Origin of the sequence: Moraxella sp. CTOTU48717 (assembly GCF_032057165.1) — a bacterium.
GTDB lineage: Bacteria > Pseudomonadota > Gammaproteobacteria > Pseudomonadales > Moraxellaceae > Faucicola > Faucicola tetraodonis.
The window spans coordinates 39,195-60,798 of record NZ_DAMBBC010000014.1 but is presented as its reverse complement, the minus strand read 5'-3'; the positions used below and the strand labels follow the sequence as shown (position 1 = coordinate 60,798).

The 21,604-nt window shown below is 45.1% G+C and carries 18 protein-coding genes; 2 read left to right on the top strand and 16 right to left on the bottom strand.

Annotated features, from left to right (window positions below):
- Nucleotides 1-134: 134 nt before the first annotated feature.
- Nucleotides 135-1,367, bottom strand: a complete 1,233-nt coding sequence (serA, locus tag RT084_RS09225) for a phosphoglycerate dehydrogenase (RefSeq protein ID WP_138017899.1) — start codon at nucleotides 1,365-1,367, stop codon at nucleotides 135-137.
- Between the two features lie 219 nt (nucleotides 1,368-1,586).
- Between serA and RT084_RS09220 the strand changes: the two genes are divergently transcribed.
- Nucleotides 1,587-2,996, top strand: coding sequence for an FAD-binding oxidoreductase (locus tag RT084_RS09220; RefSeq protein WP_312385501.1), 1,410 nt, complete (start codon nucleotides 1,587-1,589; stop codon nucleotides 2,994-2,996).
- Nucleotides 2,997-3,065: 69 nt separating this feature from the next.
- Here RT084_RS09220 and RT084_RS09215 read toward each other — a convergent pair whose 3' ends face one another.
- The 9 genes from RT084_RS09215 to purL form a co-directional block, all read right to left on the bottom strand.
- Nucleotides 3,066-3,683 (bottom strand): LOG family protein, encoded by a 618-nt coding sequence (locus RT084_RS09215; RefSeq protein ID WP_313078510.1) that lies wholly within the window; start codon nucleotides 3,681-3,683, stop codon nucleotides 3,066-3,068.
- Between the two features lie 274 nt (nucleotides 3,684-3,957).
- Complete coding sequence (locus RT084_RS09210) at nucleotides 3,958-4,713, bottom strand: tetratricopeptide repeat protein (RefSeq protein WP_203171335.1); 756 nt, start codon at nucleotides 4,711-4,713, stop codon at nucleotides 3,958-3,960.
- 36 nt (nucleotides 4,714-4,749) lie between these two features.
- Nucleotides 4,750-5,232 carry a tetratricopeptide repeat protein gene (locus RT084_RS09205; RefSeq protein WP_203171334.1) on the bottom strand — a complete coding sequence of 161 codons (483 nt, stop codon included), beginning with the start codon at nucleotides 5,230-5,232 and terminating at the stop codon, nucleotides 4,750-4,752.
- A gap of 50 nt (nucleotides 5,233-5,282) precedes the next feature.
- The gene (locus RT084_RS09200; protein ID WP_203171333.1) at nucleotides 5,283-7,676 is read right to left on the bottom strand and encodes an ATP-binding protein; all 2,394 of its coding nucleotides are present in this window, start codon (nucleotides 7,674-7,676) and stop codon (nucleotides 5,283-5,285) included.
- A gap of 333 nt (nucleotides 7,677-8,009) precedes the next feature.
- On the bottom strand, nucleotides 8,010-8,603 hold the full coding sequence (locus RT084_RS09195; RefSeq protein ID WP_227716714.1) for a TPM domain-containing protein: 594 nt from the start codon (nucleotides 8,601-8,603) through the stop codon (nucleotides 8,010-8,012).
- Between the two features lie 92 nt (nucleotides 8,604-8,695).
- On the bottom strand, nucleotides 8,696-9,991 hold the full coding sequence (locus tag RT084_RS09190) for a TPM domain-containing protein (protein ID WP_312385503.1): 1,296 nt from the start codon (nucleotides 9,989-9,991) through the stop codon (nucleotides 8,696-8,698).
- A 197-nt stretch (nucleotides 9,992-10,188) separates the two neighbouring features.
- On the bottom strand, nucleotides 10,189-10,914 hold the full coding sequence (locus RT084_RS09185) for a LemA family protein (protein WP_050325213.1): 726 nt from the start codon (nucleotides 10,912-10,914) through the stop codon (nucleotides 10,189-10,191).
- 283 nt (nucleotides 10,915-11,197) lie between these two features.
- Nucleotides 11,198-11,893 (bottom strand): YceI family protein, encoded by a 696-nt coding sequence (locus RT084_RS09180; RefSeq protein ID WP_201665032.1) that lies wholly within the window; start codon nucleotides 11,891-11,893, stop codon nucleotides 11,198-11,200.
- Between the two features lie 270 nt (nucleotides 11,894-12,163).
- A complete protein-coding gene (gene purL / locus RT084_RS09175) occupies nucleotides 12,164-16,171 on the bottom strand; it encodes a phosphoribosylformylglycinamidine synthase (protein ID WP_313099441.1) in 4,008 nt (1,335 codons plus the stop codon).
- Between the two features lie 350 nt (nucleotides 16,172-16,521).
- Between purL and RT084_RS09170 the strand changes: the two genes are divergently transcribed.
- Nucleotides 16,522-17,028: a pyridoxamine 5'-phosphate oxidase family protein gene (locus tag RT084_RS09170; protein WP_313099440.1), complete on the top strand. Its 507-nt coding sequence runs from the start codon at nucleotides 16,522-16,524 to the stop codon at nucleotides 17,026-17,028.
- A gap of 144 nt (nucleotides 17,029-17,172) precedes the next feature.
- Here RT084_RS09170 and pgsA read toward each other — a convergent pair whose 3' ends face one another.
- The 6 genes from pgsA to moaA form a co-directional block, all read right to left on the bottom strand.
- The gene (pgsA, locus tag RT084_RS09165) at nucleotides 17,173-17,847 is read right to left on the bottom strand and encodes a CDP-diacylglycerol--glycerol-3-phosphate 3-phosphatidyltransferase (RefSeq protein WP_248147795.1); all 675 of its coding nucleotides are present in this window, start codon (nucleotides 17,845-17,847) and stop codon (nucleotides 17,173-17,175) included.
- Between the two features lie 602 nt (nucleotides 17,848-18,449).
- The gene (locus tag RT084_RS09160) at nucleotides 18,450-19,187 is read right to left on the bottom strand and encodes a sulfite exporter TauE/SafE family protein (protein WP_312385506.1); all 738 of its coding nucleotides are present in this window, start codon (nucleotides 19,185-19,187) and stop codon (nucleotides 18,450-18,452) included.
- 6 nt (nucleotides 19,188-19,193) lie between these two features.
- On the bottom strand, nucleotides 19,194-19,685 hold the full coding sequence (locus tag RT084_RS09155) for a molybdenum cofactor biosynthesis protein MoaE (protein WP_224053189.1): 492 nt from the start codon (nucleotides 19,683-19,685) through the stop codon (nucleotides 19,194-19,196).
- A 37-nt stretch (nucleotides 19,686-19,722) separates the two neighbouring features.
- Nucleotides 19,723-19,986, bottom strand: a complete 264-nt coding sequence (gene moaD, locus RT084_RS09150) for a molybdopterin converting factor subunit 1 (RefSeq protein ID WP_065254024.1) — start codon at nucleotides 19,984-19,986, stop codon at nucleotides 19,723-19,725.
- Entirely contained in the window at nucleotides 19,973-20,470 is a 498-nt protein-coding gene (gene moaC, locus RT084_RS09145) for a cyclic pyranopterin monophosphate synthase MoaC (RefSeq protein ID WP_062332788.1), read from the bottom strand. Before moaC ends, moaD begins: the two co-directional genes overlap by 14 nt.
- A 128-nt stretch (nucleotides 20,471-20,598) precedes the next feature.
- Entirely contained in the window at nucleotides 20,599-21,603 is a 1,005-nt protein-coding gene (moaA, locus tag RT084_RS09140) for a GTP 3',8-cyclase MoaA (protein ID WP_062332791.1), read from the bottom strand.
- Nucleotide 21,604 lies beyond the last annotated feature (1 nt).

The window sequence follows — 21,604 nt, the reverse complement described above, 5'->3', positions numbered from 1 at the left end:
AAAATTTTCTGAATAGTTTAAGCTTGACTATAAGAAATGCTTACAGGGGCAATATACCCACTTCATAAACTATAGCTTAGCAACCAAAATAAAAAAAGACGTATTTAATACGCCCTTTTTTTCAAAAAATGTTATTAAAACAACACCCTTACACGGATAGTTTCTGGGATGTTTTTTAAGGCTTCAACCGCTTGCGCAGAATCGCCGCTACCCACATCCATCACCAAATAGCCCACATCTTCTTCCGTCATCAGGCTTTGGGCAAAGATATTGATATTGGCATCGGCAAAGGATTTGTTAATCTGTGACAACACGCCAGGCACGTTTTGGTGAATATGTAGCAGACGATGCGTGCCTTCTTTTTGCGGCATACTAACATTTGGGAAGTTCACAGACGTTGCGGTATCACCCATATCAGAGTAACGCACAAATTTTTCTGCCACTTCAAGACCGATATTGGCTTGTGCTTCTTGGGTTGAGCCACCGATATGCGGTGTCAAAATCACATTGTCAAACGCGCGCAGTGGTGATTCAAATTCTTCATCCGCTGATTTTGGCTCTTTGGGGAACACGTCAATCGCCGCGCCCAAGATATGACCGCTCTGTAAGGCTGCCGCTAGCGCATCAATATCCACACATTTACCACGCGCCGCATTAATAAGATGCGCGCCTGGCTTCATGGCAGCCAATTCTGTAGCGGTAATCATGTTACGCGTACTTGGCAAATCTGGTACATGCAGGGTGACCACATCGGCTTTACCAAGCAGTTCTTCTAGGCTTCCCACTTGGGTGGCGTTGCCCAATGGCAATTTGGTGACCACATCATGATAGATGACTTTCATACCAAGGCTTTCAGCGAGTACCGATAACTGAGTACCAATAGAGCCATAACCCACGATACCCAAAGTTTTGCCGCGCACTTCATAGCTGTCTTTGGCAGATTTGTTCCAGCCGCCACGGTGTACCACGGCATTTTTTTCAGGGATACCGCGCATCAGCATGATGATTTCGGCAAGGACAAGCTCCGCGACAGAGCGGGTGTTAGAGTAAGGGGCGTTAAAGACAGGGATACCCAGTTCACGGGCAGCTTCCAAGTCCACTTGGTTGGTGCCAATACAAAAACAGCCAATGGCGATGAGCTTTTCGGCTTTTTCTAAAATATCGCGGGTCAAATGGGTGCGAGAACGAATGCCGATAAAATGGGCGTCTTTGATTTTTTCGCTAAGCTCTTCAGGGTCTAAGGCGGTTTTGATATTCTCAACATTGTGATAACCTGCCTCTGACAGCACTTTAAACGCATTGTCATGCAAGCCTTCAAGCATCAAAAAGCGGATTTTGTCTTTCTCAAGTGATAGATTTTGTGCCATAACAACCCCTAGTCAGTATTTTTAGTCAATTATCCTATCACACTTGCCGGGTTTTTTGTGGTGAAATTCCCGCAAGATGGCATGATTTTTTTGTCTTATGGGTAAAAAATTCTTCATCAATCGCCAGTGTTTTTGTCAAAATTTATGCCGTTAGTTATGCTATGATAGAGCCTCAAAAACCTTTTCAATCTGTCTAAAAATATGGGTAAAAGCCACACCATGACTGCTAATCAGACCGCCATCAATACGCTCATTGAACAACTACGCCAGCAAGGATTTGACGAACACCAAATCAAAACCGATGCGGACAGTTTGGGCTTTTGGGGCAAAGATTGGACCAAGCATTTTGAGCCCAACGCCAGCGCCATTGTCTTCCCAAAATCCACCCAGCAAGTGCAAGCCATCGTCAAGCTATGTAATACGCTAAACATCGTCATTACCCCAAGCGGTGGTCGTACCGGTCTATCTGCAGGGGCGGTTGCCGCCAATGGCGAGGTGGTAATTAGCCTTGATAAAATGCACCAAGTATTGGGCTTCTACCCTGCAGACCGTATGGTGGAAGTGGAAGCCGGTATTGTCACCAAAGCGCTGCAAGACTTTGCTGACAGTCAAGGGTTATACTATCCGGTGGACTTTGCGTCAGCCGGTTCAAGCCAGCTTGGTGGCAATATTGGCACCAATGCCGGCGGTATCAAAGTCATCAAATACGGCATGACCCGCAACTGGATTTTGGGTATGACCGTGGTGACAGGTAAAGGCGATATTTTGCACCTCAATAAAGGCATGATAAAAAATGCCACCGGTTATGACTTGCGTCATTTGCTTATCGGTGCAGAAGGTACGCTTGGGATTGTCACCGAAGTGCAAGTCAAGCTAGAGCGCCAGCCCAAAAACCTAACTGTCATGGTGCTTGGCGTGCCAGAGTTTGCCAATATTATGCAAATCTTGTCAGCCTTTCAAAGTAAAATGGATTTGACCGCGTTTGAATTTTTTGATGATGTCGCCGTTGATAAATTACTTGCCACAGGGCATGTGCAAAAACCGTTTGAAACCGATGCGCCATTTTATGCGCTACTCGAATTTGAAGCGCCTTACGAGCCGATTATGGACATGGCGATGCAGATTTTTGAAGACTGTATGAGCGAAGGCTGGGTGCTTGATGGGGTGATGAGCCAATCCATTCACCAAGCCCAAGAGCTATGGAAACTGCGTGAGTATATCTCTGAAACCATCTCAGTATTTACCCCGTACAAAAATGACATCTCCGTGCTCATCAGCCGTGTGCCAGAGTTTATCGCGGATATCGATGCCATTGTTAGCCAAAACTATCCGGATTTTCAAGTGTGCTGGTTTGGGCATATCGGCGATGGTAATTTACATTTAAATATTTTAAAACCAGAAAACCTTAGCAAAGACGAATTTTTTGAAAAATGCCAAGTGGTCAACAAGTATGTGTTTGAAACGGTGCAAAAATACAACGGCTCTATCTCAGCCGAGCATGGCGTGGGTATGACCAAAAAGCCGTATCTTAATTACACCCGTCCTGATGAAGAAATTGATTATTTACGCGCCATCAAGCAAGTCTTTGACCCCAATGGGATTATGAATCGTGGTAAGATTTTCGACTAGATAACATTGATAAAAAAAAGATACAAAAAAAGACCTTTAACTGAGGTCTTTTTTTTGTTGCTAACAAGGTTAGATTTTATTCACATTCATCGTGTCTGGCATGTTAACAATTGGTTTGAGTAGTTCAATGGCTTCTGCGACAGTATTACAAACGATTAATCGCTGTAAATCTTCTGGCTTCATAAAGCCTTGCTCAGCGGTAAACTGTAGATGTTCAACCAATTTGTCATAAAAACCATTGATATTGAGAATAATCATCGGTTTTTCATGTTGATACAGCTGTCGCCAAGTGGCAATTTCCATGATTTCCTCAAGCGTACCAAGCCCACCTGGCAAGGTGATAAAGGCACTGGCGTACTCTGCCATGATAGCTTTACGGGTATGCATGGTATCGGTCAAATGCAGACGCGTCAGCCCGCCATGCGCCACTTCTCGATCCATCATAAACTCAGGAATCACGCCCACGGCAATACCGTTTTTTTCAATTACACCATCGGCAACCGCGCCCATACAGCCAATCACTGCACCGCCATATACCAGACCTAATCCCGCTTCAACCAACCCCCTACCCAGCTCATGCGCCGATTGGACATAGACGGGGTCATTGCCTTTGCGAGAGCCGCAATAAACAGCCACCAAGGGAACATCAATATCATGAAGTTTGACAATTTGTGCAATATCGCTCATTTCTTTACTAGTAATAATATCTACGGGTGTCATGCTTTTTCCTTTTAATGTGTTGTCATTATAGGTCAATCATCCTACAAATTCGTGAACGCATCCTAGGCGCAGCGTATCTCATTTTGGCTACATTTGGCGCATAGGCATTATAATTGGTGCAGTTGGCGAAAAATAAAGCAATGGCTGTTAAAAAGCCATCAATGAACGGTTGAATAAGAAAGGCTTGATAACAAAAATAGTCTATCAAAAGCTATTAAGGAGACCACCTAGGTATGATGACCTAAGTCTGATGATAGGCATTGTGGGCATGAGCAGTCTCTGGCACAGATGGGCGTAACTCAGTGAGCGCTGCAGCATAACCATGTTTGCCAGATTGCTTTAGCCAAGCGCTTGCTTTGTCAGCATCGGCAGCGACGCCATTGCCACTGGCATAGATGTTGGCAAGAAAATATTGGGCTTGCGCGTGTCCAAGCTCGCTCGCCATTTCGTATTGGCTGATGGCATTGTCACAATCGACAATGATAGTTTCACCAATGTCATCACTACTGTCATTGAGATACGGATTGCCACCTTGGTACAGCCAGCCTAACGCAAGATAGGCAGGGCGAAAACTTTGATTGGCGGATTTTTCTAGCCATTCCAGTGCCGTTTCAGTACAAACATGATTGCCACCGAGTCCATATAAAAAAGCCAATCCCATATTGTATTCGGCTTTGGCATGACCAAGTAATGCTGCTTGCTCAAAAAAGTTAAAGGCGCGTTTTAAGTCCGCCTGAATAATCGCAACACCTCGCGCAAAAATCGTGTCACTATCAGGATGGACGGGCACATCATCGTCATCAAAATTGATGGGCTGACTTTGGGGAGTGAATACATCATCAATAGTAAAATCAGGCGTCGTATCTGATGCCGCTTGATGTGCTAAATTATCGCCTACCCTGTAATTCTCTGGCATTGTGCTAGTTGGCATTGTGCTAGTTGGCGTGGTATTAGGTGTCGGCTTTTGGGCAAATTTATCTGCCGCTAAGCGTGCCATTGCTTGTGGATGGTTTTGATAAGCCGCTTGCTGGTACTAAAAGTGTGCCAAATCATCATTGTGCTTGAGCCCGCCCAGTCCTCTCTCATAAGCGATACCCAAATTGTATTGGGCAACCGCTTCGCCCTGTTCTGCCGCTTGGATAAACAGTAAAATCGCCTTTTTGCTATCCTGCGCTAAGCCTTTGCCTGTCAAATATAGCATCGCCAAACGTACTTTGGCTTCGGTAAAACCCAATTCGCTAGCGGTTTGGTAACAATGGATGGCTTTATTCAAATCCTGCTGGTAGCCCAAGCCTTGTTCAAACAATAGCCCCAGATAAGTTTGCGCGGCAGGGTGTGACTGCTTGGCAGCATTTAGCCAATAAAACCCCGCGCTGCGGTAATTTTGAGCCACGCCAATGCCTTGGGCATAATAAAACCCAGTCTGATATTGCGCTTCGGCATCGCCTGTCTGCGCCAACTGATAAGACTGTGAAAACGCTTGGGATTGCTGTTCGTATTCAGACGTTGAGGTCATACCGCATTCCGCGAAATTTGATGGGGTCAAAAGGTTTATATTGCGTCTGTTTATAGCGGCTGATACAACACGCCGACCAACAACACCGTGATGTCCTTCGCTGCTGGGGCAATCTGTACAGTATCAAGTGCTATTGACTGAGCATCATACGTGGTTGCCAAGCTATCGATTTGGCTTTGTAACTGCTGCCCAATGTTGTCTAACTCCTGTTGCAGCTGCTGGCGAATCGCATCAAGCTCTGCGACGGTTTGTTTGTTGGCATTGATATCGCCCACCGAGTTCATGGCACGTTTGACGTTATTGATATTGGTCTGTGACAAAGTTTTGCGCCCCATAAACGCCCCTAAGACCGCAGAGCCAATACTGACCCCTGCATCAAGCCAGCCTTTGCTCGACTCGGCGGCTTGTTGTTGGTATTTTTCATTGGCGGCTTGCAGTTTTTTGGCTAGCGCGTCTTGTTTTTTAGCAAAGCTATCACGCAGCTGGGCAATGGCGATATCACGCTGTTCATGCAGCGGTACGATGAGCCGATTGCGGAAGGCGTCTTCGCTCTCTGCCACTCCGCTATACAGCTTTAAACTATCGACATACCACAGATTTAACACTTGCTGCTGACGGATGGCTTCTTTCACATCTTTTTCCCAAGCTTTCCATGATGCCTTGTCGAGCGCTTGGGTAGGTAGTTGTTTGAGCACAGCGGGTTGGTGCGGAGCCGATTGTAACTGCTCAAAGGTCAAATCACTTAAAATCGCTTGATGCCAATCTACCACCAACGGCGGCTCACCAAATGCTGTGGTTAATAATAGCTGCTGCTGACTTTGAGCGCCTGATTTTTTGTCATTAAAAAATACCCGCGCATAGGCAAAGGCAGTAGGCTCATAGAAGGTTTGACCATCGCCCGCCCCGTCTTTGGGTGCATAATACAAGCCCACATCTTTGGGCAAGGCCGGCGGCTGACTCATGGTGCTTGCTAATGGATTGATGGCAGGCGTGGTGGCTTGCGCTTGCGCTAGGTCGGTAGGTGCAATCGCTTGGCTATTGGCTTTGAGCTGTGCTATGGCTTGTTTGCTAAGCGGCCCTGATAGGTAGTTGAGCGTGAAGCGGGTGCTAAAAATCACAGGGCTAGCATCATGCACATTGTGCAGTAAAAATCGGCGTTTACCGAGTTTATCAAACCACGCATTGAGCGCCGCTTTGTCCAGTCCACTGCTGCCGCTGGCAGAGAGCAAGCCATCCATCACCCGTTCACGGTCTTGGGCAGTCTGCAACCGTCCGATAAACCAAGTACCCGCGTTGGATAATGCTTTGTAGTCCAAGTCCACTGGGTTTTGGGTCGATAACACAATCCCCAAACCAAATGCACGCGCTTGTTTTAGCAGGGTTAACAGCAATACTTTGGTCGGTGGATTGCCAATCGGCGGTAAATAGCCAAACACTTCATCCATGTACAAAATTGCCCGCAAGGTCGAGGTGCCTTGCTGACGGCGCATCCAGCCCAATAAATTGGTGAGTAACAAGGTGACAAAAAATAAACGCTCATCATCGGATAGATGGGCAATATTGAGCACACTGGTTTGTGCTTTGCCGTTTTTATCATAAAACAGTGCGCCAGCATCCAGCGGCATGCCTTTAAGCCAGCTGGCAAAACTCGGTGATGCCAAAAGCGTATTGAGCTTCATCGCCAGTGCGCCACGGTCTTTATCCGCAAATACTTGTGACAGCGGCAGGATGCCGATTTTGTCAAACGCTGGCGTTTGGATTTGGGTAATCAAATCCACCAAGGTTAAAGTTTGGTTGTTATCCCAGGCGTTTTTAAGTAGCTGTGCCAAAAACACATGCTCTGGCGCAAGGTTATCCCCATCAACTTTTAATAGCCCCAACAGTGCCGACACTGTCGCATCGATATACTCAGCATAGCTTTCGCCATCATTTTTGACACTATCGGGCGGCGGCACGAGATTGCCAAGTAGGGCAATCGGTAAGCCATTCTCGCTACCTGGGGTATAGACGCTAACGCGATTGGCGGCTTTGAGTGCTTGCACACGCTCCGGGGTTTGAAAACTGTTGCCAAGCCCTTGTTGCCAGTTGTCTGCGGTTTTCTTGGCAAACTCTGCCACGCTCATACCCGCTTGACTTGCCATGCCGCTATCAATCCATGGCTCAAAGTCACTGGCTGCCAAATTTGGAAACGTCAATGCCAAATTGCCCAAATCACCTTTGGGGTCAATCGCAATCACCGGAATATTATCAAGCGCAGCTTCTTCCAGTAAGCTAATCCCCAAACCCGTCTTACCCGAGCCCGTCATCCCGATAATCACCGCGTGGGTTGTTAAGTCAGCTGCATCATATAGGGTTGCTTGACCTTGTGTAGACTCTGGGTACACGTCTTGACCGAGATAAAATTGACCGATACTATCAGGAATATTATTGGTGAGCGTTGGCATGGGATTCCCTCAAAATTTTTATAAGTAATGATTTATCGCTAACATGACGACTGGTCTAATTGCCTAATTGTCTAACAAGCTGAGTGGCGGTATGTCGGTTTCATTATATGTAAAATTTTATCATTTCGCCTAGCAAAATTTGTCGATTCTTTTATCTAGCCTTAATGCAATTTTTTAGCACCGCAAAGATAATCCTTAATAATTTTTGATACCCAAGTTTTTGAAATTTACCCGCTTACTGTTGGGTCTTAAAAGCTGAGCAATAAAAAAAGCGATGGGTAACATCGCTTTTGGTAGGATTACATCATCGCACTATACTAATTAAGTTTAAAACTACTTTATGAAAATCATCTTGTCAGCGATTTCGTTGCCGTTTGGGTCATTGTCTAATTGGTAATATTGACGAAGCAATTGCCCCACATCGCCCAATAGTGCAACCAAGCTATCGATGTGTCGATTGGCTTTAATACCTTCGATAGCTTTGTCGCACATCGCTTGCCACATGGTTGGCATCACATGGCTATTAATGCCTCTATCAGCGACAATCTCCAGACGCCGCTCACAGATATTAAGATACACCAACACCCCAGTATTATCCTGCGTATCCCAGACGCGATAATCCCCAAAAACTCCGATTGCTCTGTCTCGGCTGTTTTGTAGCCGAGCGGACGAAATGGGCAAATGATTCTCAATCACTAGCACCACTTCGCCGCGATGCCCTTGCTCAGCTTCGGTAATTGCTTGATTTAGCTGTTGTTGGGCAGTAGGCGTTAACCACCGATTGTGCAGGCTAGATATAAACGCAACTTGACGCCACCATCTGGCCCAACTTGGCACAGTGGAAGTCACTGTCGCCATCGGCGAGGTGTAAGCAATGGTTTCTTCGTTGGCACCATTCGTTGCTGTTATTGGGTCATTTGTGCTCATGAAAATTCCATAAAAAATAATGAAGTATATAGTTGATGATAAGGGGTAAATTTAAAATAATTTTTAATAACTAGCCGATTACTGACTATTGATTACCAATCGCCCCCAGCGCCACCACCGCCAAAGCCACCACCGCCGCCACCAAAGCCACCACCACCAAATCCACCGCCGCCAAAACCGCCTCCACCAAATCCGCCACCCGGTAGGAAGACAACCCCACCGCCGCCTCTGCCACCGCGACCACCACCGCCACCTCGAAATAGCAAAAATAAAAAGACAATAAATGCCACAAATATACTGCCTAGTAACCCTGCACCAAAGATTGTACCAAGCGTTACAATGCCACCTGCCGTAGCAATCGAACCAAAAAAGCGCCCTAATATACTGGTCAAAATCATACCAGCGACAAAGCCAAAAAAGCCTAGGAAGATAAGCGGTATTCCGCCCTCTTGATTTGACTGAGCATTGCTATTGGCATTGGTATTGACTCGATTGGCATCTGCTTGCTTTAAAATAGCCGGATCGGTTGTCAAGCGTTCTTCAATGCGATTAATTCCCGCCGTGATACCACCGGCATAATCGCCTTGTTTAAATCTTGGGGTTATGTCATCGCTAATAATGCGTTTAGCGACGGCATCAGGAATGGTACCTTCAAGACCATAGCCCGTTAAAATGTACATTTTACGGTCATTGACAGCAACAACCATCAACAGACCTTGATCGGTGTCTTTTTTGCCCAGTTTCCAGCGATCAGCAACTTTCATTGAATAGTCAAAAATATCCTCGCCATTGGTGGTTGGTACAATGACCACGGCTGCTTGCGCCAAACCGCGGTCATTAAGACTACGCAGTTTGGTTTCAATCGCTTGTTTGTCAATGGCAGATAAAATTTTTGCTTCATCTATGACAGGATTATTTAGGATTAATTTGTCAGCGGCAATAGGGGCTTGGGTTGACTGTTTAGGTGTCGTAGTCGTCTGGGCATTAGCGGTAGCTGTTGCCTGATTGCTATTTGTTCGATTGCCAGTTGCTTGAGTATTGACCCCTGGTATCGGCAGTGCATCATTGCCTAACGTCTCTTTAATTGCATCATTATTGAGTACAGCATCATTGAGCGCTTCATTGGTTTGTGCGGTTTTGGCAATCGCAACCATGTCCTCAACACTATGATCTTGTAATGTGGGCTTAGCGCTAAGGGTTGCGGAATTGGCTGTCGCTGTGGCGGTTTCTGCAACGGCTGCGATAGGCATCGCAAGCCCAATGCTCATAGACAGTACAGTAAACGTACTCACTACCAACCGCTTGGCTAACAAACGAGACGACAATTTTTGCGGCTGTTTATGGGAGTTCTGTAAATTGGGCTGTGTCTGTACAATATTCAATGACACCTGTGTTTCCTCAAAGTATGCAATTTTTTTATTATGATGTAGTCAATTCAACAACTATTTTAAAAAATTAAAAAATTAGTCTGACAATTTATGCAAATCTTATTCAATGAGCTTGCCACCGACTGATAGCAGACTATTTAAAAAAATCTTCTTAACTCTCAAACTTTAACTATACAGTTAACATTAACAATGGTGAATTAAGGTTTCGCTGTTGCGGTAGCCGAATTATTGACAGGCTGACCACCGGCATTGGCTGTGTTCCCATTGTTTTGCACTGGCTGACCGCCCGCATTTGCGGTATTGGTATTGTTATTGCCAAAATCAACGGTTGGTGCAGTTGAGATTTGCGCCTCATTGGCTACGGTAAAGTTTGGACGGGTATGCATACCAAACACTTTTGCGGTGACATTGGTTGGGAATTGGCGTACGGTAGTGTTATAAGTTTGAACATCTTGGATATAACGACCACGTGCCACGGTAATGCGGTTTTCGGTGCCTTCAAGCTGTGCTTGCAATTCTTGGAATTGTTTGTCCGCTTTTAGATCAGGATAGCGCTCTGACACTGCCATTAAGCGCGATAACGCACTGCCCAATTGATCTTGCGCTTGTTGATAGCGTTGAAAAGCCGCTGGGTCATTGAGTACATCGGCACTCACATTGATAGTCGTCGCTTGAGAACGAGCTTGTGTGACTTGGGTTAAGGTCGCTTGTTCGTGCTGGGCATAACGCTCAACGACTTTCACCAAGTTTGGAATCAAGTCAGCACGTCGCTGGTATTGGTTGACTACTTCTGACCATGAGGCGTTGATTTGCTCATCTTGCGCTTGCATAGAGTTATAACCACAACCGGTCAAATTAGCAGAACCCACCACCAAGGCTGCGGCTAATAAGGTGTTTTTTACTGTGGTATTGAATGGTTTCATAAGTTTTCCTCAAAAATAAATTAAATAAAGTAATGTTTAGGTTTTTGAAAATTATGAAGCTATGTGCGGATACTGTAAATTTACGTTTTGTATAGTGCTGTATGGTTTTGTATCAAACCGCAGACTTATTAAAGCCAACTTAGCGGCTTAGAATAGTTAAAAATCGAATAGCTAAAAATTGAATAGTTAAAAATTGAATAGTTAAAAATTTGCAATCAGCGTGCCATAAAAAAAGACCAGCCAACGCTGATCTTTTTGATTACTTTCATTGTTTGCTAAAAAATTATTGTTGTACCGCTTCAACTTGGATGTTGAGTTTGACGTCTTTAGCAAAACCCATTTTGACATAGGTATCCATGCCCCATTTGGTGCGGTCAATGGTAGTCTCAAAATCACCGCCACATACTTGCGCATTTTTCATCATTGGGCTGTTATAGCAGTTAAATCTAGTGGCTTTTAGACTGACTGGATTGGTTTTGCCCAATAGCGTCAAGTTACCGTCAACTTTCGTTACTTTGCCATTTTTGAAATGGAATTTGGTTGATTTAAAATTAGCCGTTGGGTATTTTTCAGCGTTAAAGAATTCAGCTGATTTTAAATGGTTGGTAAAATGTTCGTTACCCGTGTCAAGGTTATTGACAGGAATATCAACATTGATGCTGCCTGTATTTTTGGCTGGGTTGTAGTTCAAGTCACCCGTTACACCGTAGAAACCACCTTGGTTGGTCGTTGTACCGAAGTGGTCAATCGCAAAACGTACATTGGCGTGGTTTGGGTCTAATTTGTAGCTGGTGCTGTTGCTTGGCTTAACTTTTTCTACTTTGGCGGTTTTAGGCGCTTTTGTGACCGCTGCAGGTTGAGCCGCGGTTTCACCAACTTTTTGCGTTTCACCGTTTTGCGAGATAACCAATTCTGCATTGGCAAATTGTGTGGCTAACAACGCTGTGATAGCGGCAGTGGCTAAAAGTTTGCTATTCATGGGATTTTCCTCGATACATTATAAGAGCTGTGTGGGCTTACAAAACATTGTTAATGAAACTTAACTTAGTCTATGTAGGATTAAGTTATTATAACATATACCTTTCCCTTGTTATCGTGTATTGTTTGTAAATTGTTGCTAGTTTTTGACCGAGCCAAAACTTTCACCGTGACAGCCTTTATTAATTAAGTCGGGTTAGGTCATTAAAAAAGGACAGCTTTTGCCATCCTTTTATAAAAAAATCCACTATGTTAACTTTTATCTTAACTTTTATCTTAAGAATGCCCGGGCATTTCTAAACATCCGCATCCACGCCCCATCATTATCCCACGCTTCAGGTTTCCAACTATGGTTATACGCCATCAAATTACGCTCTGGGTGTGGCATCATCAAGGTCACACGCCCATCGGTACTACAAATCCCTGTCACCCCTTGCGGTGAGCCGTTTGGATTGAGCGGATAATGCTCAGTTGCTGTGCCGTGACTGTCCACATAACGCATCACAATTTGCCCATGTGCGCTCATTCCTGCGATATCGGTATCGCTCAACGTCGCAAAGCCTTCGCCATGTGCCACCGCAATCGGTAGAATGCTCTCTTGCATGCCTTTTAACAGCACCGACTTGGTACGTTCAATTTTCACATTCACCGTGCGCGCTTCAAAGCGTGCCGATTTATTGGCGATAAAACGGGGGAAATTCTCTGCGCCTGGTATCAAGTCTTTAAGCTGGCTCATCATCTGACAGCCGTTACACACGCCAAGCGAGAAGGTTTCTGGTCGGGTAAAGAATCGCACAAATTGCATGCGTAGTTCATCATGGAACAGTACCGATTTTGCCCAGCCAGCGCCAGCGCCAAGCACATCGCCATAACTAAAGCCGCCACAAGCCACCAGCCCATCAAAGTCACGCAAGTTGACACGCCCTTTGAGTAAGTCACTCATATGCACATCGACGGCTTCTAGTCCTGCGCGTTTAAAGCCTGCTGCCATTTCTAGCTGACCATTCACGCCTTGCTCACGCAAAATGGCGACTTTAGGCTGTGTGCTGCGGCTATTGATATACGGGGCTTCAATCGCTTGGTTGAGATCATAATTGGCTTGGGCAATTAAGCCTTGATGGGATTTATCACCAATCAAATCAAAGGCCTGTTGTACGCATTCGGGGTTGTCACGGTTTTTGGCGATATGGTAGCCCACTTTGCTCCATTCCTGCTCAAGCTCGCTACGCTCAAAACGTAAATTTTGCGTGGCTGTTTGGATGAGTAAACTGTCTTCATCGGTGCTTTGACCGATTAGGCTTAATAATTCGCTGACGCCTGTTTTTTCTGCTAATTCAAGCAATTCGGCAACCTTATCCGATTTGACTTGAATTACCGCACCGAGTTCTTCGGCGAATAATTGACCGAGTAAATTGTCATCGCTTAATACCAATTTCACGCCTTGGCGACTGGTGAATTGCATCTCGGCAATGGTGGCAAGCAAACCGCCATCCCCAATGTCATGATATGCGGTGATTAAGCCTTGGTTGTTGGCTTGCTGGATAAAGTCAAAAAAGTTGATTAAATCTTGCGGATTATCCAAATCTGGGCAAGTATCACCCAGTTGGCTTAGGGTTTGGGCAAGGATTGAGCCACCCAATCGGAACTGACCTTTTGATAAGTCTAAGCGATAAAAAGCGGTTTCGCCAAGCGCCGAGCTGGTTAGCAATTCTGGGGTTAGGGTTTTGGTGACATCTTGCACAGGGGCAAAGGCAGTGATAACGAGCGACATGGGTGACACCACAGACTTGTTTGCTTGCTCATCTGACCAATTCGCCCGCATCGACAAGCTGTCTTTACCCACAGGAATGGCAATGCCAAGTGCCGGGCAAAGCGCTTCGCCCACGGCATACACCGCATCAAACAAGGCTTGGTCTTCTTTGTCTTCACCACAGGCTGCCATCCAGTTCGCCGACAAGGTGATGTCTGATAGCTTGGCGATATTCGCCCCTGCGATATTGGTAATGGCTTCGGCAACGGCAAGGCGCGCAGATGCGGCAGGATTAATCAAAGCAACTGGGGTACGCTCGCCCATACTCATGGCTTCGCCTGTCATCGGCTTGCCATCCACAGGGATGAGAGCAGAAGCGGTAACAGCACAGTCTGCCACTGGCACTTGGTAACGTCCAACATATTGGTCACGCACTACCATACCCGTGATGGAACGATCGCCAATGCTGATTAAGAAAGATTTACTGGCAACCGTTGGATGACGCAGCACGTCTTTGACCGCTTCAGCCAAATCGACTTTATCAAGGTTTAACGCTGTCAAATCTGGCGTGCTACGGCTAAAGCTACGCTGCATTTTTGGCGTGCCACCGAGTAGCACTTGTAGGGGCATATCGACCGGTTGTTGGTCGCCTTTGGTGTTGAGTAGTGGGTCATTGACTACCAACTCACGCACGTCAGTCGCTTCACCCAAAATCGCATACGGGCAACGCTCACGCTCACAGATACTATCAAATAGCTCACGGCTTTGTGGACGGATTGCCAACACATAACGCTCTTGGGCTTCATTTGACCAAATCGCCATTGGCGACATACCATGCTCAAGCGACGGCACTTTACGCAAGTTTAACACCGCCCCAAGTTCGTGGTCATTCACAAGCTCGGGCATGGCGTTTGATAAGCCACCTGCGCCCACGTCATGAATCGACACAATCGGATTGTTATCTTCATCTGGCTGGTTTCCTGCCATCGCCCAACAGCGGTCAATGACTTCTTGACAGCGGCGTTCCATCTCGGCATTGTCACGTTGCACGGACGCAAAATCCAAGCCTTCATCAAGCTCACCACTATCCACCGAACTTGCCGCGCCACCGCCCAAGCCGATTTGCATGGCAGGACCGCCTAACACAATCAGCAAATCGCCTTGCTGAATCGGATTTTTTTCCACCAAATTGCGTTTGATATTACCGTAACCACCGGCAATCATAATGGGTTTGTGATAGCCGCGCATTTGGCTGCCATCTTGGTCTTTTGAGGTATCCAATTGAAATGAGCGAAAGTAACCGACCAGATTTGGACGACCAAATTCATTGGAAAATGCTGCACTACCAAGCGGTGCTTGGGTCATAATTTCTAAGGCGGACGCCATACGCGCTGGCTTGCCGTAGTCAGCCGTCGAGATTTTTCCGCTGTGCTCCCATTTTTCTGGCATATCAGGCAGCTGCAAATGCGACACATGGAATCCTGCCAAGCCTGCTTTGGGTTTACCGCCACGACCTGTCGCGCCTTCGTCACGGATTTCGCCGCCAGAGCCTGTTGCCGCGCCTGCATACGGTGCAATCGCCGTTGGGTGATTGTGGGTTTCGACTTTCATCAAGATATCAATCGGCTCTTGGTGAAAATCGTAGGCTAAATGATTGTTGTCGCTGTTTAATAGCGGATAAAAACGCTGTCCTTCATGCCCTTTTACCACCGCGGCATTGTCTTTATACGCCGATAAAATATCGTTGGGATTTTGCTCGAAGGTATTTTTAATCATGCCAAACAAGGATTTTGGCTGTACTTCGCCATCAATCGTCCATTGGGCATTAAAAATCTTGTGGCGGCAATGCTCGGAGTTGGCTTGGGCAAACATCATGAGCTCAACATCGGTCGGATTGCGCTTCAGCACATGAACGTAGGCATCCATCAAGTAGTCAATATCTTGGCTCGATAACGCAAAACCAAACTCACGGTTCGCCGACTCTAACGCTTCACGCCCTTTGCCCATCACATCGACATGGTTGAGCGGTGCTGGCTCGTGGTCATCGAATAAGTGATGAGCCTTTGCCAAGTCATAAAATAGGCTTTGGGTCATGCGGTCGTACAACATCATCTCGATATCATGCGGTAGCTTTTCAGGCAAATTTTCGCCTATGAGCGTATACACCACCAAGCGCTCAACACGCTCAATCGCTATCTCACAATTGTTAAAAATATCCGTCGCTTTACTTGCCCAAGGGCTAATCGTACCAAAACGTGGGCTGACGATGATTTGCAGCGCCTTTTTATTCTCATCCTGATTCTCATCCTGATTCTCATCTGGGCTTGCTTGATTGAGCGCGATTTCGTCACCGTGATTGAGCAAATCTACCGCTTTCTTATAATCGTGTTCTGCCAAATCCTTAGAAAAAATATAAACTTGCTGGCTTTTTAAGTGAGTGATTTTGAGATTGGTTTTTTGGCTAAGGGAATTTAGCAGTTTAGTGGTTTGAAAATCGGTTAAAAATGGGTGTCCAGCGATGATAGTCATAGAAAGTTCCGCTTGCTTCGGGAAAAGTTGGGAAAATAACAGAAAAATTTGCGGCTATTATAGCATTAAACCCACGGGCGTATCACTTGTCTTGATGGCGATAGACTGTCATTTCACCCGGTGTTTTTTATAAATTGCCTTTTAATTGCGTTACCTTGCGATAACATCGTTAACGGTTTTATACCATTTATTTGCAGCTTTTCGACAGACTTAAATAACCAAAGCCGATATTATCGTCCAAGTTAGTGACTTTAACCCAGTTTTAACGTAACTTTTTTATAAGTTAGCAATAAATTTTTTAGCATTAACTTTGAGACGTACAATAACCATATAATAACAAGGACATTCTCATGGCAGATCTCACCAAAGAGCAACATATTGAAAATATTAATAAAGTAATTAAAGGCGTCAAATATGCAATGATGACCACCATTACTGCAGACGAAAAACATTTACATGCGTGCCCTATGACCACCAATAAAAATGAATTAGAAAATGGTAAAATTTGGTTCATCGGCGATCGCAAATCAGAAACTATCAAAGACTTGGAAAAAAACTCACAAGTCAACTTATCTTATACCTCAAGCGACCAAAAAGACTTTGTATCTATCAACGGCACGGCTAAACTGGTTAATGACAAAGCCAAACTAGATGAGCTTTGGAGCCCAATTTATGCGGCGTTCTATGAAAAAGGTAAAGAAGATCCTAACGTGCAAGTGATTTGCATTGAATGTAACGGCGCGCAGTATTGGTTGAGCGGTAACACGGTGGTGGATATGTTTAAGATGGTATCAGCGGCTGTCCAAGAAGGGAAAACGGCAGAAAATATGGGTGAAAACCATTCAGTGACGTTTTAATTATTGGCTTTAAAAAAATATCACCCCAGTTTTTTGACTGGGGTTTTTTATAGTAAATTCTGAGCTAACAATTTTTTAGAATAATCCATTATTTTAACGTCATCAGCTTTTGTTAACGTTATCAGCTTTTTTTAAAGTCATCAATTAGGGCTGTTTTAGATAGGGCCATGCCGCTTTTAGATAAATAAACATTGACCATAACGTCAATACCACTGAAATGACCAATAGTAAATACCCCGTCATCTCAAGTGATTCCCAATTGAGCAGTAACACTGTAATTGCCACCATTTGAAAAGTGGTTTTCATCTTGCCCACATATGACACAGCAACGCTAGTACGATTGCCCAGTTCTGCCATCCACTCACGCAAGGCTGAGACGGCAATCTCCCTTGAAATAATAACAATCGCTGAAATCGCCATGACAATATCAGGATGCCACTGCACCAAAATAATTAACGCGGCAGCAACCATCAGTTTATCCGCCACAGGGTCAAGAAACCGCCCAAATGCCGATGTCATATTAAGCTTGCGGGCAAAGTAGCCATCTAACCAATCGGTAATTGCCGCCAAAATAAATACAGCCGTCAATAAAAAGTGGCGCAGTAAACTATCGCTAAACTGATACATACCGATGTTGGCAATCACATTGTCACTAATGGCGCTCTGCCCAATCCCCATCGCAGGTGGCCAATAAGCAATCGCCACAAACAGCGGAATCATCACGATGCGCGCGATGGTCAAGTTGTTGGGCAAGTTAAAAATACTGCCCGAGGCAACAGAGGATTTGGCTGTCTCGTCGGTCACTGGCTTATCGGTCATGGGATTTTTCGTTCATTCTTATTGTAAGGCGCGGCGTAACGCTAATTTTAGTTGAAATAATTATAACGGTTCTCAAAGTAATGTCATTATTTTTTGCCCATAATGCTCATTTTTGTCATATTTTTCAACAATCAAGCCACTTTACCTTATTGATTTCATGGTATTTTTTACCAAATATGTCATTGTATAAAAAACACTTCAAAAGTAACAGGGTGTAATTAGACAGTCAAAAATTTAGACTTTTATTGATATCATAACGTCCGACAACGAAATAATAATAACAATAAGACTTATTTCGCTATTAGCAAATTTTGCTGTTGTCAGGTTTATTGAAATTTGAATGCTTTGTACCCAACTCATCAGTCATAACGTATTAATTTGCGAATTTTTTTATCAATTTTTTATCATATACTGATTTGACAATTTTGATAAACCGCGTTCATTTTCAGACTTTTAACACTTACCTGTGCTTTTCCTCAGCCCATTGCTCACCTCCTGCAATGGGTTTTTTTTATAGCTTAAGCTTTGAAATGATTGGATATTGCAATTCATCGCATTTTTTAGGTTGGTACTAGATGCATCGGTTGGTATCTACCTAAGCGTTAAAAATTTGCCAGCATTTTCAGCCCTGCAATCACTAATACCAGAGATAATAATTTATTGAGCATGGGGTCAGCAAGGCGTTTGCTACCATAAGTTGCGCCGATAAAACCCCCTACACAAACCGCTACAAGCCAGATTGGTAGTTGATTTGGCAGTTTTGCCCCTGTCGATAACACACCAAACAAGCCTGAAATTGAATTCACCAAAATAAACCCCGACGCTACGCCTGCAACAACTTTAGGACTTGCCCAACGGTTAAACAATAAAATTGGACTTAAAAACACACCACCGCCCACCCCCGTCAATCCCGACAGCAACCCTAAAACCGCCCCCACGATTGCCAAAAGCCATTTTGACACCTGTTTTAATGGTTGCTCGCTGGTAAGTTTTTTGGCAAAGATAAATGAATAAATAGCCGAAAAAATCAGTACCATCCCAACAATCGGCTTATATAAATGACTGGGCAAATGGGTCATTCCCCCGATAAACGCCATCGGCACCGCGGCAATAGCAAGGGGAATAAAAATTTGCCAAGAAAAGTTTTTTGCAGAATAAAATCGCCAAAACGCAATGATTGACACCAAAATATTGAGACATAGTGCGGTAGGTTTCATCATACTTGGCGCAACGCCGACTAACCCCATCATCGCTAGATAACCCGATGCGCCACCATGCCCGACTGATGAATAGAGCAAGGCAGAAATAAAAAACAGCACGCTTAATACGGTAGTTGTCATTGCTTATTAACCATTATTAGAAAGCCACAGACTCTCAGTGCTGTCGGCATAAAATTCTTGTTTCCACACAGGAATATCCGCTTTAATCGCATCTAGTAGCCAACGACACGCATCAAATGCAGGATAACGGTGGGCAGCCACTACCCCAATCCACACCGCCATCTCACCAATCGCAAGGTCGCCAATACGGTGTATGGCAATGGCGTTTTCGATGTCAAACTGGGCTTTGGCTTGTTCAATCAGTTTTTTGCCTTGATTGAGTGCCAGTTGCTCGTAGCCGTAGTAAGTGAGTTTGCTAACAGGGCGAGCGTTATTGTGGTTACGCACCCAGCCTTCAAATGTCGCTAACGCCCCACAAGTATCGCTCATTAAGGCGTGTTTAAGCCGTCTATCGTCAATGGCTCGGTCAGTCAATGCAAAGCCGCTGGTAATCACGGTTTGGTAGGCTTGGTCTTCACTGATGCTAATGGTGGATGAGCCTTTATGCAATGCATTCATGGTTTTCTCTATATTGTTTAAAGGGCGTACGTGATATTCAACCACCTGCCACAGGCGGAATAAAGGCGACGATATCACCATCTTGAAGCGGCGTTTGCCAGTTGGTAATATGGTGATTGATTGCCACAGCAAGTTTGGTTTGGGCGAGTTTAAACCCGTAGTGTGCGCTTAACGTTTGGTAAAGCTCGGTCAAGTTATCACCGTCAAAGCGGATCGTTTCTTCGTCTTTCCCTGCTTGTTCAGCAAGGCTTGCAAAGTATAAGATGGCTAAATTTTTCTCAGACGTGCTAGGTGTTGGCATAGTCGGATTTGCCCCCTGTTTTGGTGAGTAGCTTGATATCGCTAATGGTGATGTCGTGAGATAATGCTTTGGTCATGTCGTAAATCGTTAGGCAAGCCACCGACACAGCGGTTAAGGCTTCCATTTCCACGCCTGTTTTGTGGGTGACTTTGACGGTGGCAGTGACGTGGATTGAGCAGTTGTTATCATCATACTCAAAGCCGATTTTTACCCCATCAAGTGGCAGCTGGTGGCAAAGCGGAATCAGCTCGTGGGTGCGTTTGCTTGCCATGACCCCTGCGATATGCGCGGTCTGGGTGATTGAGCCTTTTTTGGTGATGCCGTCGGCAGATTTTATCACTTGGTAACTGTTGCTAGGGAAAATGACTTGCCCTACGGCGGTGGCGCTGCGTTGGGTTATTGTTTTGCCCGATACATCGACCATGGCGATATCGCCGTGTGCGTCTAAATGTGTCAGGTCTAAGGGAGTTAATTGTGTTGTCATGTTTTGGATTTTCACCCCTCAAATGTGGCACAACATTATAGCGACGTGTACGCTTATCAAGCTGCGCTTGAATGAGTCAATTTTTCTTAAATTTGCCTATTTTATATTTTCAAAAAACCCGCCATCGATTAGCCGCCAATCATCGACAAATTCGCCATGATACCACTGTCGTTTTGCTTGAGTAAATGATGCTCGGGCTTAATCGGCATTAACCTTTGCAAGGCATGAACCAATCCATCGACATCGCCATTTGCCAAAAACGCTCGCACATCATAACTGCCATTATCAAACAAACACAAATGTACTTTGCCTTGGCTACTCACTCGCAGCCGATTACAACTGTCGCAGAACTGCGGGGCGTAAGGCTCAATCAGCCCAATGCCACCGACATAATCGGCATGGCGATATTCAATCGCAGGGCCTGCATCGCTTGCTCGGCGTTGGGATTGCCAACCATTTTCTAGCAAAAAATCTTTGATACGCTGACCACTGCTATGTTGGGCAAAAAACAAAGCTTTATTATCCGAAGTTTGCATAAACTCAATAAAACGGTAAGTGACAGGGCGATTTTTGACAAAACTTAACACGGATTGCAAGTTATCAAAAGCGGTGTCTGCCATCAAAATACCATTAAGTTTTAGCTTAATATCGGTGGTTGCTAGCAATTTATCTATGTCTTTTAGCAGCGTTGGCAATATATCAAAGCCGGTGATTTGTTTAAAAATGGTGGGGTCAAAGCTGTCGATACTGATGTTAAGCTGATTTAGCCCTGCCGTTTGCCAATCGGATAAATGCTTGGCAAGGCGATAGCCATTGGAGCTAACCGCCACTGTTTGGATGCCTTGGGTCTGTTTGGCAAGTTCGATGATGCGCGGTAAATCTTGTCGAATCGATGGCTCACCCCCCGTCAGCCGCACTTTGGTGGTACCTAGTTTGGCAAAGGCTTGTATTAAAACATCGATTTCGGATACAGAAAGCTCGTTGTCAGGGCGTTTACCCGCGTTGGCAGTATAGCCATCGGGCAGACAGTAGTGACAGCGAAAGTTACAAAAATCGGTAATCGACAGGCGTAAATAGCTTAACTGGCGATGGAAATTGTCCACCAAATTTAATGAAGAAGGTTGCGGAGTCATC

Bases quoted from the DNA above. Each gene is read 5' to 3' on its own strand.
- serA (WP_138017899.1), bottom strand. From the start codon at position 1,367: ATGGCACAAAATCTATCACTTGAGAAAGACAAAATCCGCTTTTTGATG.
- RT084_RS09220 (WP_312385501.1), top strand. From the start codon at position 1,587: ATGACTGCTAATCAGACCGCCATCAATACGCTCATTGAACAACTACGC.
- RT084_RS09215 (WP_313078510.1), bottom strand. From the start codon at position 3,683: ATGAGCGATATTGCACAAATTGTCAAACTTCATGATATTGATGTTCCC.
- RT084_RS09210 (WP_203171335.1), bottom strand. From the start codon at position 4,713: ATGGCACGCTTAGCGGCAGATAAATTTGCCCAAAAGCCGACACCTAAT.
- RT084_RS09205 (WP_203171334.1), bottom strand. From the start codon at position 5,232: ATGACCTCAACGTCTGAATACGAACAGCAATCCCAAGCGTTTTCACAG.
- RT084_RS09200 (WP_203171333.1), bottom strand. From the start codon at position 7,676: ATGCCAACGCTCACCAATAATATTCCTGATAGTATCGGTCAATTTTAT.
- RT084_RS09195 (WP_227716714.1), bottom strand. From the start codon at position 8,603: ATGAGCACAAATGACCCAATAACAGCAACGAATGGTGCCAACGAAGAA.
- RT084_RS09185 (WP_050325213.1), bottom strand. From the start codon at position 10,914: ATGAAACCATTCAATACCACAGTAAAAAACACCTTATTAGCCGCAGCC.
- RT084_RS09180 (WP_201665032.1), bottom strand. From the start codon at position 11,893: ATGAATAGCAAACTTTTAGCCACTGCCGCTATCACAGCGTTGTTAGCC.
- purL (WP_313099441.1), bottom strand. From the start codon at position 16,171: ATGACTATCATCGCTGGACACCCATTTTTAACCGATTTTCAAACCACT.
- RT084_RS09170 (WP_313099440.1), top strand. From the start codon at position 16,522: ATGGCAGATCTCACCAAAGAGCAACATATTGAAAATATTAATAAAGTA.
- pgsA (WP_248147795.1), bottom strand. From the start codon at position 17,847: ATGACCGATAAGCCAGTGACCGACGAGACAGCCAAATCCTCTGTTGCC.
- RT084_RS09160 (WP_312385506.1), bottom strand. From the start codon at position 19,187: ATGACAACTACCGTATTAAGCGTGCTGTTTTTTATTTCTGCCTTGCTC.
- RT084_RS09155 (WP_224053189.1), bottom strand. From the start codon at position 19,685: ATGAATGCATTGCATAAAGGCTCATCCACCATTAGCATCAGTGAAGAC.
- moaD (WP_065254024.1), bottom strand. From the start codon at position 19,986: ATGCCAACACCTAGCACGTCTGAGAAAAATTTAGCCATCTTATACTTT.
- moaC (WP_062332788.1), bottom strand. From the start codon at position 20,470: ATGACAACACAATTAACTCCCTTAGACCTGACACATTTAGACGCACAC.
- moaA (WP_062332791.1), bottom strand. From the start codon at position 21,603: ATGACTCCGCAACCTTCTTCATTAAATTTGGTGGACAATTTCCATCGC.